At 63.5% G+C, this 12,980-nt stretch carries 15 protein-coding genes and 1 pseudogene; 7 read left to right on the top strand and 9 right to left on the bottom strand.

Annotated features, from left to right (window positions below):
- Positions 1 to 6 precede the first annotated feature (6 nt).
- Together AB0H22_RS21435 and AB0H22_RS21430 are read right to left on the bottom strand one after the other, a co-directional pair.
- Complete coding sequence (locus tag AB0H22_RS21435) at positions 7 to 372, bottom strand: ATPase (RefSeq protein WP_358148814.1); 366 nt, start codon at positions 370 to 372, stop codon at positions 7 to 9.
- Between the two features lie 26 nt (positions 373 to 398).
- On the bottom strand, positions 399 to 1,244 hold the full coding sequence (locus AB0H22_RS21430; RefSeq protein ID WP_358148812.1) for a patatin-like phospholipase family protein: 846 nt from the start codon (positions 1,242 to 1,244) through the stop codon (positions 399 to 401).
- Positions 1,245 to 1,485: 241 nt separating this feature from the next.
- On the opposite strand from AB0H22_RS21430, the gene AB0H22_RS21425 reads away from it, so the two are divergent.
- Both AB0H22_RS21425 and AB0H22_RS21420 read left to right on the top strand, forming a co-directional pair.
- Entirely contained in the window at positions 1,486 to 2,541 is a 1,056-nt protein-coding gene (locus AB0H22_RS21425; protein ID WP_358148810.1) for an NAD-dependent epimerase/dehydratase family protein, read from the top strand.
- A 21-nt stretch (positions 2,542 to 2,562) separates the two neighbouring features.
- On the top strand, positions 2,563 to 3,186 hold the full coding sequence (locus AB0H22_RS21420) for an MBL fold metallo-hydrolase (protein WP_358148808.1): 624 nt from the start codon (positions 2,563 to 2,565) through the stop codon (positions 3,184 to 3,186).
- Here AB0H22_RS21420 and AB0H22_RS21415 read toward each other — a convergent pair.
- A complete protein-coding gene (locus tag AB0H22_RS21415; protein ID WP_358148806.1) occupies positions 3,183 to 4,142 on the bottom strand; it encodes a DJ-1/PfpI family protein in 960 nt (319 codons plus the stop codon). The genes AB0H22_RS21420 and AB0H22_RS21415 overlap by 4 nt on opposite strands.
- Before the next feature lie 135 nt (positions 4,143 to 4,277).
- Between AB0H22_RS21415 and AB0H22_RS21410 the strand changes: the two genes are divergently transcribed.
- Positions 4,278 to 4,913 carry an HD domain-containing protein gene (locus AB0H22_RS21410; protein ID WP_358148804.1) on the top strand — a complete coding sequence of 212 codons (636 nt, stop codon included), beginning with the start codon at positions 4,278 to 4,280 and terminating at the stop codon, positions 4,911 to 4,913.
- An 8-nt stretch (positions 4,914 to 4,921) separates the two neighbouring features.
- Here AB0H22_RS21410 and AB0H22_RS21405 read toward each other — a convergent pair whose 3' ends face one another.
- The 3 genes from AB0H22_RS21405 to AB0H22_RS21395 all read right to left on the bottom strand — a co-directional run bounded on the left by AB0H22_RS21405 (position 4,922) and on the right by AB0H22_RS21395 (position 8,126).
- Positions 4,922 to 6,259 carry a DUF222 domain-containing protein gene (locus AB0H22_RS21405; RefSeq protein WP_358148802.1) on the bottom strand — a complete coding sequence of 446 codons (1,338 nt, stop codon included), beginning with the start codon at positions 6,257 to 6,259 and terminating at the stop codon, positions 4,922 to 4,924.
- Between the two features lie 107 nt (positions 6,260 to 6,366).
- Positions 6,367 to 7,302, bottom strand: a complete 936-nt coding sequence (locus AB0H22_RS21400) for a patatin-like phospholipase family protein (protein WP_180749481.1) — start codon at positions 7,300 to 7,302, stop codon at positions 6,367 to 6,369.
- 56 nt (positions 7,303 to 7,358) lie between these two features.
- Positions 7,359 to 8,126: an SDR family NAD(P)-dependent oxidoreductase gene (locus AB0H22_RS21395; RefSeq protein ID WP_358148800.1), complete on the bottom strand. Its 768-nt coding sequence runs from the start codon at positions 8,124 to 8,126 to the stop codon at positions 7,359 to 7,361.
- A 152-nt stretch (positions 8,127 to 8,278) separates the two neighbouring features.
- Between AB0H22_RS21395 and AB0H22_RS21390 the strand changes: the two genes are divergently transcribed.
- Entirely contained in the window at positions 8,279 to 8,821 is a 543-nt protein-coding gene (locus AB0H22_RS21390; RefSeq protein WP_358149026.1) for a TetR/AcrR family transcriptional regulator C-terminal ligand-binding domain-containing protein, read from the top strand.
- Between the two features lie 49 nt (positions 8,822 to 8,870).
- Positions 8,871 to 9,299 (top strand): pyridoxamine 5'-phosphate oxidase family protein, encoded by a 429-nt coding sequence (locus AB0H22_RS21385; RefSeq protein ID WP_358148798.1) that lies wholly within the window; start codon positions 8,871 to 8,873, stop codon positions 9,297 to 9,299.
- Between the two features lie 14 nt (positions 9,300 to 9,313).
- Here AB0H22_RS21385 and AB0H22_RS21380 read toward each other — a convergent pair whose 3' ends face one another.
- Genes AB0H22_RS21380 through AB0H22_RS21370 form a run of 3 tightly spaced genes read right to left on the bottom strand, consistent with a single transcriptional unit; the run spans position 9,314 to position 11,461 of the window.
- Positions 9,314 to 10,510 carry an MAB_1171c family putative transporter gene (locus AB0H22_RS21380; RefSeq protein WP_358148796.1) on the bottom strand — a complete coding sequence of 399 codons (1,197 nt, stop codon included), beginning with the start codon at positions 10,508 to 10,510 and terminating at the stop codon, positions 9,314 to 9,316.
- Positions 10,507 to 10,959, bottom strand: coding sequence for a regulator (locus AB0H22_RS21375; protein ID WP_358149024.1), 453 nt, complete (start codon positions 10,957 to 10,959; stop codon positions 10,507 to 10,509). Before AB0H22_RS21375 ends, AB0H22_RS21380 begins: the two co-directional genes overlap by 4 nt.
- Positions 10,960 to 10,993: 34 nt before the next feature.
- Positions 10,994 to 11,461, bottom strand: a complete 468-nt coding sequence (locus tag AB0H22_RS21370; protein WP_358148794.1) for an XRE family transcriptional regulator — start codon at positions 11,459 to 11,461, stop codon at positions 10,994 to 10,996.
- A gap of 309 nt (positions 11,462 to 11,770) precedes the next feature.
- On the opposite strand from AB0H22_RS21370, the gene AB0H22_RS21365 reads away from it, so the two are divergent.
- Together AB0H22_RS21365 and AB0H22_RS21360 are read left to right on the top strand one after the other, a co-directional pair.
- Positions 11,771 to 12,397, top strand: a complete 627-nt coding sequence (locus AB0H22_RS21365) for an MspA family porin (protein WP_358149021.1) — start codon at positions 11,771 to 11,773, stop codon at positions 12,395 to 12,397.
- A pseudogene (locus AB0H22_RS21360) lies at positions 12,397 to 12,980 on the top strand (hypothetical protein); the annotation flags it as partial. The gene AB0H22_RS21365 and the pseudogene AB0H22_RS21360, both read left to right, overlap by 1 nt.

Genomic DNA, 12,980 nt, shown 5'->3' with positions numbered 1-12,980 from the left:
CACTAGTCAGCGCGATGGGTTCAGACGCCGCTTGATCTCGTTCTGGAATGACACGATGACACCGCGGACCGCCGATTCGGTGACGACCACCGGGGTGAGCACCGACTCGGCGAGGCCGACGATGCGCTCGACGCGGGTCATGACGTTCTCCATCCGCTCGACGACGAGCATCATCCGTGGCGTGAGTTCACCGATGACGCCGAGTGTCTCGTTCATATCGACGAGAACAGCGGACATATCGGTCAGCACGGTGTCGAGTTGTTCCACGGTGACGTCGGCGTTCAGCGCCGCTCGGGCGAGCTTCTGGATGCGCTCACGCCCCGTGCGAGAGCCGGGTTGGCTGCCTTTTTCCTGGGTGTCGTCGACCGCCACGGCGCCAGTATTACAGGTGGGAACGCTTACTCGTGGTGATGTTCCAGCAGATCTGCCTGATTGATTCTGTACCGGGGCATACTCAACCACCTGCGTGTCTGCTCGTGGGCGCGGCCGATCAGCTCAGCCGAATGAGAGAAATCCGCCGGTGAGGTACGGACCGGGCATAGCGGCGGGACCACCCGTAGGTCGACTGTGCTCTCGAACCGGATGACATCGGCCGTCAGTCGTTGATTGATGGCGAGAGTCAGCGCATGAAGCACCATAGCCATTGCCCCCCTTGGGGGTTCGGATAGTGCGCACGCATATCCGGTGGGCAGCACCCAGATTTCGGTGGCGCCCAACGCGACGGCGTGCGAGAGCGGGGTGTTGTTGACGATGCCGCCGTCCATGAGATCTCGTCCGTCGATCGTGACTGGTGGCAGGATCGACGGAACCGCGGCGCTGGCCGCGATGGCGTCGATCGGGTTACCACGGGACAGCAGCACGTCCTGTCCGGTCAGCACGTCGGTGGCGACGACGTGCAGCGGGGTGGGAGCGTCTTCGAGCCTGGCGAACCGCAAGTGTGTCCGCAGCAGCCGGCGTAAACCCGAGTCCGACACCAGGCTGCGGCGACGGCCTATAAACCCCAAGAACCCCGTCGACAGACTGGTGGGGAAGACATCGTTGCGGGATAGCGCTCGCCATACCGCCGCCAGTGCATCGATACCGTCGGTGTCGGACCGCGCGGCTACCCAGCCGCCGTTGAGGGCACCCACCGAAGTTCCGACGATCAGGTCGGGGCGGATACCGGCCTCGGCCATCGCCAGCAGCATCCCCACTTGGATGGACCCGAGGCTGGCGCCACCGGACAACACGAACGCCGTTGTCATGAAACGACACTAGCGAGCTGAAGCGGCACGCTTGCCGAGGCTCTCGCACCGGAACATCTGAAAAGTCGTTCTGGACAGGTGTCTGGTTTTCCGGGACAGTAGACGCGGTAAGCGTGTCAGTCTGGAGCGGCCACGGGCGGCTAATTCCGTCGAAACTGCTGACAAATCGGCATTCAGTCTCACTGTGGGCTCGATTCGGCGTCGGCTAGCTGGCTAGACACCTGTCTATTTGGAGGTTGATGTGACCAGCGATCGTGTTGTGGTGACCGGCGCGTTCGGGTTGGTCGGGTCTGCTGTGGTGGCGGTTCTCGCGGCACAGGGTTACGCGGTGGTTGCCACGGACCTGCGCACCCCGGCGAACCTCGCAAGTGCACAGGGTCTTCCGCCCGAGGTGCAGGTTCGGTGGGCGGACCTCACGTCCGCCACGGAGGTTACGTCGTTGGTCGCGTCCACTACGCCCGCCGCGATTGTTCACCTGGCCGCGTTGATTCCGCCGTTCTGTTACGCGAATCGGCCGTTGGCGCAGGCGGTCAATGTCGAGGCGACGGGTTCCCTGCTCGCTGCGGCCGCGGACCTGGCGTCGCCACCGCGGTTCGTCCTAGCCTCCAGCGTTGCCGTGTACGGCGCCCGGAACCGATATCGCGACCAGGGATTGCTCACCGCGGGCACACCGGTCAATCCGAGCGACCTGTACGGCGCCCACAAGGTAGCGGCGGAAAACCTCGTGAAGTCCTCGAGTCTCGAATGGGTAGTGCTCCGGCTCGGTGGGGTGCTTACGGCTGCTCCTCGTTGGAGCATCGATCCCAACCTGCTGCGATTCGAAGCAGTACTTCCGTCGGACGGGCGGATCCAGACCGTCGATGTGCGCGACGTCGCGCGTGCCTTCTGTGCCGCGATCACGACAAGCCACGTAGATGAGGTCTTCCTCATCGGCGGTGACAGTTCCCATCGCACCACGCAGTCGGCCGTCGCAGCGGAAACGGCCGCGGCCATGGGGCTTGCCGGCGGCATTCCGATAGGACGACCGGGCGATCCCGACGATGACCGCAGCTGGTTCGTCACCGATTGGATGGATACCGGACGCTCCCAGCAGGTCCTCGACTTCCAGAGGCATGCGTTGCCTGCGATGCACGCCGAGACCAGCGCCGCGGTGGGGTGGAGGCGCGGGCCGCTGCGGCTGGCAGCGCCCATCGTGCGGACCGTGCTCAAAACCCAGTCGCCGTACCGCGGGATGGGTGGGCGGTTCGCCGATCCTTGGCGCGCGATCGAACGGTGTTGGGGCGATCCGCAATACTGAGGCGATGCGAAAGGTCGATGGATGAGTGACATTGAGCGGCTCGTTACCAGCGGAACTTTTGAGCTCGACGGCGGCAGTTGGGAAGTCGAGAACAACATTTGGCTGGTCGGCGACGGCGACGACGTGGTGGTCTTCGACGCCGCTCATTCGGCTCAGCCGATCATCGAGGCGGTAGGCGGCCGCAACGTGATCGCGGTGGTGTGCACTCATGGTCACAATGACCACATCACCGTCGCCCCCGAGTTGGGCCGGGCTCTGGATGCGCCGGTGCTACTACACCCGGCAGATGACATGCTGTGGCGAATGACGCACCCGGACAAGGAGTTCCGAAGTGTCGAGGATGGCGTGGTGCTGAGGGTGGGCGGTCTGGAACTGCACGCCCTGCACACACCGGGACATTCCCCGGGCTCGGTGTGCTGGTACGCGCCCGACCTGCGTGCGGTGTTCTCAGGCGATACCCTTTTTCAGGGTGGACCGGGTGCCACCGGCAGGTCGTTCTCCGATTTCCCAACGATTCTGCAGTCTATTTCGGGACGGCTCGGGCCGCTGCCCGCAGACACGGTGGTCTACACCGGGCATGGTGACACGACCACTGTCGGCGACGAAATCGTGCACTACGACGATTGGGTGGCGCGCGGCCACTAGCGCGCGGCGGTGCGGAATCGGTCGCGATAGGTCTTCGGTGAGACGCCCAGCTCGTTGATGAAGACCCGACGCAGCGTTTCGGGGCTCCCGAACCCGGCGATCCGTGCGGCTTCGGCGACCGTGCTTCCCGCGTCCAGGGCGCCGCGGGCTGCATCGATTCGAACGATCTCCACGTATCGTGCTGGGGTAGAACCTAATTCAGTGTGAAAGAGCCGAGTGAGCTGGCGGGTGCTCAGCGCCGCCCGCGAGGCGAGCTTGGCGACGCTGTGATTGGCGGCGGGGTCGGCGGCTATCGCGTCGGTTGCCGGACGAAGCGTGGAACCGGCGGGCGGTGCGGATTCCACAAGGACGGAGAACTGGGACTGGCCACCCGCGCGTTTGAGATAGACGACCAGCGACCGCGCTACCTCCCGGACGATGTCTGATCCGTAGTCATCCTCCACCAATGCCAGCGCCAAGTCGATACCCGCGGACACCCCGGCAGAGGTGAAAACATTTGCGTCCCTGACGAAGATTGCGTCGGGATCGACGGTGACGTTCGGGTATGCGCGTTGCAGCAGACCCGCGTGACGCCAGTGGGTCGTGGCACGACGACGATCGAGCACGCCGGCCTGAGCCAACAGGAAGGCTCCCGTACAGATGGACGCGATCCGACGGCAGCGCAAGGGAATCCGGGCTAAGGCGGCTACGAGCTCGGGGTCGAGTGGTCGGCCGATCAGCACATCCCCACCGGCCACCAGCACGGTGTCCGCGGACTCGATCGAGTCGATTGTCGCAGTTACCGTGAAGGATGATCCGATGGACGTCGCCACGTCACGGCCATCGACCGAAGCGACCACCAGTCGATAGTGCGCGCCGAATCGGTTGGCCTCCGCGAACACTTCGGCAGGCCCGGCCAGGTCGAGCAGCTTCATGCCGTCGAACACCACGATGGTGACGAGCCGCTCATCGGTCATGCTCTCAGGATCGCAGATGCGCGCCCGAACACATGTCCGGATCTGTGGGATGGACGGCGGATACGCACCTCTCGCCAAACTGCTGGTGCGCCACAGACTCGGGAGTGACCGAGTTCCCAGGAAAGAGGAAACGCCATGACTGAGATTGCCGGAATCGAGATCCCCGATAGCCCGCTGGTCCGGGAGATCACCGAGTACATCCGCGATACCGAGGACGATCTGCTGTTCCACCACTCTCGCCGGGTGTACCTCTTCGGCGCGCTGCAGGGGCAGCGCCGCGGTGTGAAACCAGATCTGGAGCTGCTGTACGCCGGCGCAATGTTCCACGACATCGGGCTCACCGATGCATACCGACAGTCCGACCTGCGGTTCGAGGTCGACGGCGCGAATGCCGCCCGCGACTTTTTGACCGAACGCGGAGTGAGCGCCGAGGACGCCCAGAACGTGTGGCTGGCCATCGCGCTGCACACCACGCCCGGGGTTCCCGAATTCCTCAGCCCGGAGGTGGCTCTGGTGACGGCAGGTGTCGAGACGGACGTGGTTGGTATTGAGCGGAATGCGCTGTCTGCCAAAGATTTAGATTCGGTGACTGCCGCTCATCCGCGTCCCGACTTTAAGAACAGGATTCTGAAGGCCTTCTTCGAGGGCAATCGGCATCGGCCGCGCAGCACGTTCGGCAACATGAACGCCGATGTGCTCGCGCATTTCGACCCGTCATTCATACGGGATGATCTGGTGGAGCTAATCCGAGCCAACAGCTGGCCGGAGTAGATCAGCGCCTAGAAGGGCGGTGGGTCTTTGGCGGCGAGTGTGGCCAGGGCTGCTTCGCGTTGTAATCGTTCTTGGTGGTTCAGGTTTCGTTCTGCCTGACGCCGACATGCACGTTCCTGTTTTCGGGTGCGCTGGCGGGTAAGGGTGGGGAAGAGGAACCAGCTGGCGGGGCTGGTGGCATAGGTGTGCCCCGTGGGCGCCTTCCACACCACGGTGCCGTCGGGTTCTTGGACCTCGGTCCAGTTACCGAAGGTCTTCAGGAGATGGTGCTTGCGGCACAACGCCTTCAGATTGGAGCCGGTGGTGAGCCCACCGGAGGCCCAGGGCACGGTGTGGTCGATATCGGTGCGGTCGGCGGCGGCTTCGCAGCCGGGGAATCGGCACAGCTGGTCGCGGGAGCGCACGAAGGCAGCCAGCCCGCTAGAGGGGCGGTATCCGGCGCTGCGGGAATCGGTGAGCGTGCGAGTGCGGACACCGGCGGCCGCGGCACGGGCGTGCTCGGCGGCTAGCACCCCGAAGCCCGGAACATGTGCCGGTACATCATCATGGCCGTCGAGGGTGGATTGATTGACGACCACGTTGACGAGGACCGCGACATCGGCGACATCGCGGCCGGCGCAGTCGGGATGTCCACAGGTGCAGCGCATCTGGTCAAGGCCGCGAGTCAATGCGCCTACGGCATCGGCTCGGCGCTGGGCCTTAGTACGTGGGTCTGCCGGGCACACGCTGTCGGCCAAAAGATCGAGGCGCTTGTCCAGTGCCACGGCATGGGTGGCCTGCAAGGTGCCCCAGATTTCGGCGACCGGTTCTCCGTTACCGAGGGGGCGGATCTCGACATGCCGGCCCTCGTTGGCGGACTTGCTGCGCCGCACAGCGTCCCGATCGAAGCGAAGCACCAGCGCATCCAGCGCCGTGATGATGCGTTTGTGTGACCAGTGTGCCCAGCGGGGCAGGGCCTGGACGATGGCAGCATCTACTTCAGCCACCACCGCGTCGTCGTCGACGAGTTCGGTGCGATTGACGATCAACGCGACCGTTCGAAAGTCGAGATCGCCAGCGGCGAAGCGTTCGGCGACTGCTCTGAGCCGGTGCCGCAGAACCTGGGCGTAACGCATCTGGCTGGAGGCCAATGCCTGCGTGATGCCCTGAGCCGCGGCAATTTCGGCAGCAACCCGATCCCAGCGATCCAACGGGTGACGGTCACGCTCGTCGGGCTTGTCGAGGTCAGCGCGCCGGTCTACCAGCACACCGATCGCGTCCAGTCGCCGGGCACATGCCTGCGCCTCGGCACGCTGTGCCGACGTGACCACGTCGATCAGATCTGCGTCAGGCAACGAATCGAACACATGTTTGAATGTAGCGGAATTCCCTGTGCCGCACCTGGTGCAGGACCATCGTTGTGGATAGATCGCGGATTGTGGATAAACCGGAGGGTCAGGTGCCGGTCGGCGGGCTAGTTGGTGTTCGCGTATGCGTCGAGAGCGGTAGCGGCACAACGGCGCCCGACCTCGATGACCTCAGTGGCACGATGAAAGTCGAGACTGCGGCTGACACTGCGGGGCACCTCGATAAGGACATCCGGCGGGTGTGCCGCGAGCTGCATGCGGGCAAGTGCCGACTGCATGACCTCGATGGTCCGGTTCATCACTTCGAAGCTCGTCAGTTTGGCGGCGGGATCTGGTTGGCCGGCTGCCTCGGTGTCATCGGTTTCGAAGAGCGCCGAGGTGCTCCGCAACAGTCGGTTCAACCACTCTGTCGTCACGCGCGGTTCACGAGGCTCGGGGTCAAGGGGCGGCGCCGGAGTGCGTAATTCGTCGCCTCCGCTGAGGCTTACCGCCACCCGCAGCTCGGCGTGTACCCCGGCCAGGGGTGCCACCGCCATCAGGTCCAGAACGCCGCCGTCTGCCAGCACTCGGCCGTCGAGCACGTGCGGAGAGATCATCCCGGGAATCGCGATAGAAGCACGGATTGCGGAGGACAACGACCCGCGCTGTAGCCATACCGATTTTCCGGCGATCAAGTCGGTCGCGACGGCGGTGAACGGGATCGGCAGGTCTTCGATCGCGACGTCGCCGAGCAGCTCGCGCACCACGTCGAGGATCTTCTCGGCGCGGAAGAAGCCGGGGCTGGTCCATGTCGGGTCCAACAGCCGGAGCACCGCACGCTGGGTCAGCGACGTTGCCCACGAGGTGAATTCGTCGAGTGCTCCGGCCGCTTCCAGGCCGCCCACCAGTGCACCCATTGACGAGCCCGAGATCCCGGAGATCTGGAACCCGCGCTCGTGCAACTCTTGGATCACACCGATATGGGCATAGCCGCGTGCGCCGCCGGCGCCCAGCGCCAGCGCGATCTTGGTGCCGGGCGTATTTGCACCCACCTCGTCAGTCATCGACTCAATCTTTGCAAGAGCGAGGCCAGGTATCCAGGTGAGGTGTGCGACACCGGCTATTGGCGAGCGTGGGGGTCGGATGCGTTGAGCATCGCGACCACTTCGTCGTAGTCACCGCGCGCCTCGCCGTAGCGTAGGAACTTCACCCGCTCTACCTGAATCTCGGCGGCATCGGGCTGGGTCTCCAGCAGGCTAACCACTTCGTTGACGAAGTCCTTCAGGGGCATCGCGAAGCCACTTTCTTGCTGTCCCGGCATGAGATCTGTGCGAACCGCGGGTGGCTGGAGTTCCTTGACCGTGACCCGGGTGTCCGCGAGCTGCAGCCGGATCGACTCACTGAGCATGTGGATCGCGGCTTTGGACGCGTTATAGCTGGGTGTGACCTTCAGCGGCGCGAAAGCCAACCCGGACGACACCGTGATGATGGTGGCTTCGGGTTGTGCCTGTAGGTGCTCGATGAAATTGGCGATCAAGCGAATCGGACCGAGCACGTTCGTGGTGACGATTTCCTCGGCCGACTGAAGGAACGACTCTGGGTGATGCCAGTCCTCGACGCGCATGATTCCAGCCATCGCGATAAGGACATTCACGTTGGGATGGTCGGCGAGTACCTGTTGTGCAGCGGTGCGAATGCTCGCCGGATCGGCGATGTCGATCTGCACGGCCGAGATGCCGGGGTACTCAGCGCTGATTTGCTCCAACAGCTCGGTGCGGCGGCCGCCGACTATCACGGTATTGCCCTTGGCCTGCAAGGCCAACGCGAGTTCCAGGCCGATCCCGCTGGTGGCCCCTGGGATGAACACTGTGTTGCCCGAAATTTTCATCAGCGGCCCTTCGATTTGATGATGTGTACGGATCGTACATATAGCATAATGTACGGTACGTACACATAGTTGGCAAGGAGTGGGAGACGATGGTGACTGCGGCAGGGGATGAGGTGAAGCAGCCGCGGCGAGGGCGTCGGCCGGCCGACGAGGTGCGCGAAGAAGTGCTTCAGGCCGCGGGCGACCTGCTATTCGCCGAGGGGATGAACGGATTCACCATCGACAAGGTCGCTGCCCTTTCCGGTGCCAGCAAGATGACGATCTACAAGTGGTGGCCGTCCAAGGGGGCTCTTGCGCTCGACGGTTACTTCCGAAAGGTCGAACCGGAGTTGGAGTTCCCCGACACCGGGGAGATCGAGCGTGACCTCCGCACCCAACTGCGCGCTTTCCTTGGCATCATTCGGAACACTGTTGGGGGCGGAATCATCGGCGAACTCATTGGTCAGGCCCAAGTGGATCCGGAACTCAAAGCGGCCTTTCTGCAACGGTATTCAGGTCCCCGTCGAGCTCTCGCGGTGGCGGCGATACGTCGGGCGCAGGACCGCGGCCAGCTCGGTGCGAACGTGGACCCGGAGGTCGTTGTGGACCAACTGTGGGGCGCTTGCTACCACCGGCTACTGATACCCGACCAGCCGCTGACAGAGGATTTTGTGGACGCCGCGTTGAACAACCTGTTCGGTGGGATCAGAGCCTGAGATGTGCGGTTCGGGAATAAGCCCGGCAGATCCGCGGGTTTGACGCGGTATGCCACGTCAGTTCACCGAAGCCGAACGCCAGGAATTTCTCGCGGACAAGCACATCGCTGTGCTGTCAGTTGCCGCCGGTGATCGTCCGCCGGCCAGCGTGCCGATCTGGTACGACTACGCGCCCGGTGGAAACATCCGAGTCAACACCAGCGCAGGGAACCGCAAGGCGCGTCTTATCGAGCAGGCCGGGGCGGTGACCTTGACGGTGCAGCGTGAAGAGCTGCCGTACCAGTACGTAGTCGTCGAAGGCACGGTCGTTGACACAGCTCGGCCGGCTCCTTCGGACGCTCGCGAGGCCATCGCCATCCGCTATTTCGGCGAAGAGGCCGGGCGAGAGTTCGCGAGCGCCTATGACAATGCCGACACGGTCCTGTTCACGATTCGCCCAGACCGCTGGTTCACCGCGGACTTCTCGGGCGACTTCTGAGCCGTAACCGGAGACTAGGGACTCAGGGTCACGGGGTGGTTGATCTGGCTTTGTTCTTCCGCGACGTGTTTGACGGTGGGCCACCAGATAGCGAGGTCGATGAGTTGGGTGAGTTCGTCTTCGCGGGTGGCGGTAGCGGATAGGGGTGCGCTGCTGGCAGGTGCAAGGTTGGCGGTGTCTGGCTGGGCGATTGCTTTGGCTATCTGCAACGCGTGCAGGGCACTTTGGTTGACGTCGATCCTCGGCGGGCAGGCGTGGACGAGTTGTTGTCGGTCGGTGGGGGTTAGTTCGGTGATGTGAGGGGCCAGTTGCAAGAGGGCGTCCCGGATTTCGATGATGACGCGGTGCAACTGAAAGTCCGTGACTGGCTGGAGTTGTTGCGGTGGCTCGTTGAGGACGGTGTCGGGGTAGGCGGCGGTGAGATCGGTCCATAGGGGTTGGAGTTTTCGCCAGGTGTGGCCGTTGGTATCGCGGTGCAGGAGGGCCTGGGCGGCTACGAAGCAGGGGCCCAGGGCCAGGGGCAGAACGGCGAGTAGTGCTACGAAGATGGCGTGGGAGTAGAACGTTTGGCGTACCTGGAGGGTGTGGGCCAGCTGGAGGCGTTCAAGCAGAACCAGGGTGAATATGGCTAGGCCGGGTAAGCAGATGGCGCCGGCAAGCCCGATGAGTTCGACCACGATGAGACGTTCGGCGACGGTTTTGTTGGGGCGGCGAAAGCGGGTAGCTAGGAGCCGCAAGATCATGGCCGCCGCAGTGACAGATAGGACCGACCACACGAGTGCGGCGAGTACCTCTGAGTTGTCGCCGGCTAATGCGATGGGTTGGTGGCGAACGCGGGGGCCAGTGGCGATGACGCCCAGTATCGCGATGGTGATAAAGGTTGCGATCCGATATTGGTGGTAGCCGCGGGCGAGGGCGGCCGGGTCGGTGTTGTCGATCATGGCGATGAATCCGATGAGTTCGGGGCTGATCAACAGCAGCAGGGCGAACGGGATTTGGGACATCGTGGTCGGAGGGCACGGTATGGCCGCAGCCAGCAGGTGCTGCACACCCGGTTCAGTGAACACTTGCGTGGCGGCAACGAAGATCAGCGCCCTGTTTCGGTGTCGAGCGGCGAGCCCGGTGCCCAGCCAGCGCAGCCGAAACGCCAGCACCAACGCAAAAAGAGTTAGGACTGGCCAAGAGATAAAGCCCGGTATCGAGCTGGTCACTCGTTCCCCAGGAGGATTTCGGTGAGGGTCCGATCTTTGGGCGTATGACTGAGGATGAGGCTGGCGAAGAGTTCGGCGTCGTGTTCGGCGGTGGTGTTGTAGGCGCTGCGGCCAAGGGCGGCTTTGACGGTGGCAGGGTCTAGGTTGGGCGTGAGCGCCGAGACCATCTGCGCTGTATCGGTTTTCGCGTTCTTGTCGTGACCGAGCAGCATGTGGCCAAGTTCGTGCAGGATGATCTGATCGGCGTGCAAGCGGGAGGTTCCGTCTTGATACAGCACGACGTCGTCGTGTTCGCGGACAAGCCACAGGCCACAGGCGCTTCCTGCAAGCAATGCACCGTCCACCGGTAGAAGCGTGATTCGGCGACCGCGTAGCTGTTCGACCGTGTGGACGAATGCCGCCCGGTCCCATGGGGCGGGTACGGGCAGCTGCCCGATGAGCTGGCGCATCTCGGCTTCGGTTGAGCCGCTGTGCTGCAAGCGTTTACGGCGAAGTCTCATCTGAGGGTCCGATCGGGGGCAGGTTTTCCAGCTGGCGCAGGCGATCGACGATGCCGGCCAGGTTTCCGATCGACTCGGGTGTCAGCCCGGACAGTCTGGTGGCGATATCGCGGATGCCGTTGTCGCGCATGGCCTTGACGAGACCAAGCTCCGACTCGATCGCGGCGTCGCCGCCGGTGTCAATGAGGTAGGAGGCAGGGACGCCGAAGTACTCGGCGACGGCCTGCACATTCTGAACGGTCGGGTTGGTGCGCTTGCCGGTGCGCAACAGGCACAGGTACGGCGCACTCATCTGAACCCCAGTCTTCTCGAAGATTCCGTCGGCGACCGCCGCATCTGACGGCGGTTCGCCCGCAGGACTCATGACCTCGTACAACTTGGTGAGCTTAGCTGCCAGGCTCTGATGGCGCATGTCCTCAGCAACCTGCAGCTCGCCGTCCTTGCTCGCCATTTACCCCATCCGTTCGTCGACTTTCCCGCCTTCCTGACAAGCTACCCCAGTCCTTGACCAGTAACCGCACTACATGCATAGTTTTTCCAGTAAATATTGCTAGAGAAGTCGTTGACTGATATACATCTGCGTGTGCCGCCGCGAAGCGTGGCATCCAACCCACCGGTTGTGCCAAGACGGGGAGATACGCGGTTGACTAGTTCATTAGCGCGCAGACGCTCGAAGTGCTGCGTCACCGTCGCAACGTCGGCGGCAGTTGCGGCTGTGATCTTGATCGGTGCGCCCTGTGCGGTTGCGGATCCGCAGGTGATGCCGGATCAGTATCAGCAGTTCGTGACCGATGACGGGTGGACTGTCGGGTTGACGATGACCAATGAGGTCATCGATCACATCGACAACATCGCCGGTGCGAGCAACTCGTGGCAAGCCCGGGTGTCCTACCGCGCGGAGGCCAGGATCTCGGGAGCAGGTTCAGCGGTCATTCAGGACGCACAGCTGGAGACCGGATACTTCGTGGGCTGCCGCACCGACTCCTCCTCGGGTGTCGAGCTTGGCGGTGACCTCGGGTTGACGCTTAGCCAGCAGCTCAACGGCCAGGCCTATGGCGGGGCTTATGGCGGCGGCCAGGGCGGGTCTGGTGGCGGTGGGGGTCAGGGCGGCGGTTTCGGTGGCGTCTCCGGTGGAGCCTCGGTGGGTGCCCAAGAGCACATAGGTGGCTACATGCGGGTGCTGCTCAAGCCCGGTGGCTTGGCTCAGCTGCCAATGGACCGGATCAACTTCCGCAACATGCACGCGGTCTCGCAGGTACGTAACCAGAACGTCGAGGCCGACGGCTGCGGTGGTCAGGTGAAGATCCAGTCCTTCGCCACGTTCCGGATTCGTACCGAGAACGGCAACGACACTCAAACCGTTTACGGCGAGCCGAAAGACCTGTGATGACGAAGGTTTTCAGAATTGCGCTGATGCTTCTTGCTGTTGGGCTGGTTGTCATACCCGCCGAGGGGTCGGTCATGACAACCAGCCGGGCATATGCCGATCCGGTGGTTCCGACGCCTGCACCGCTGCCGGCGCCGCGCGAGATGCCCCAAGATGCGCCGCGCATCAACAATATTGGCGGGGCCAAAGTCTCATCGAGTGCCCCTCAGGGCGAGGGCAACGGCATGGGCCAGCCGTTGGCGGCCGCACGTGAGCTGTCGAATTTCACGGTGCCGATGTTCGCCAAGGACGGTGTCTTCTTCCCAACCACCTGGGCGGGTAAGAATATCGCGATCCACCTGCCGGGTGAGATGACGCTGCAGGCGGCGGCGTGGTCGGGTGATGGCGGCGCTACCTACACCTCCAATGATGTGGATTATCAGGTGATTCCGTTCTCCGGTGGTGGCGGTGACATCGTGATTCGCCGCAAGACGATCTTCTCGCCGTCAGATATGCAGGTCGGGGTGCGCATCCCTGAGGGCACGCACTTGCGCCAGGGCACCAACGTGGTCTTGGTCGAATCAGATCCGCACCCCGGCGCCCC

The sequence above is a fragment of the Mycobacterium sp. NPDC050853 genome (assembly GCF_040653875.1).
Classification (GTDB): domain Bacteria; phylum Actinomycetota; class Actinomycetes; order Mycobacteriales; family Mycobacteriaceae; genus Mycobacterium.
The sequence above is the reverse complement of the archived record's forward strand: the minus strand, read 5'-3'. Positions and strand labels throughout refer to the sequence as shown.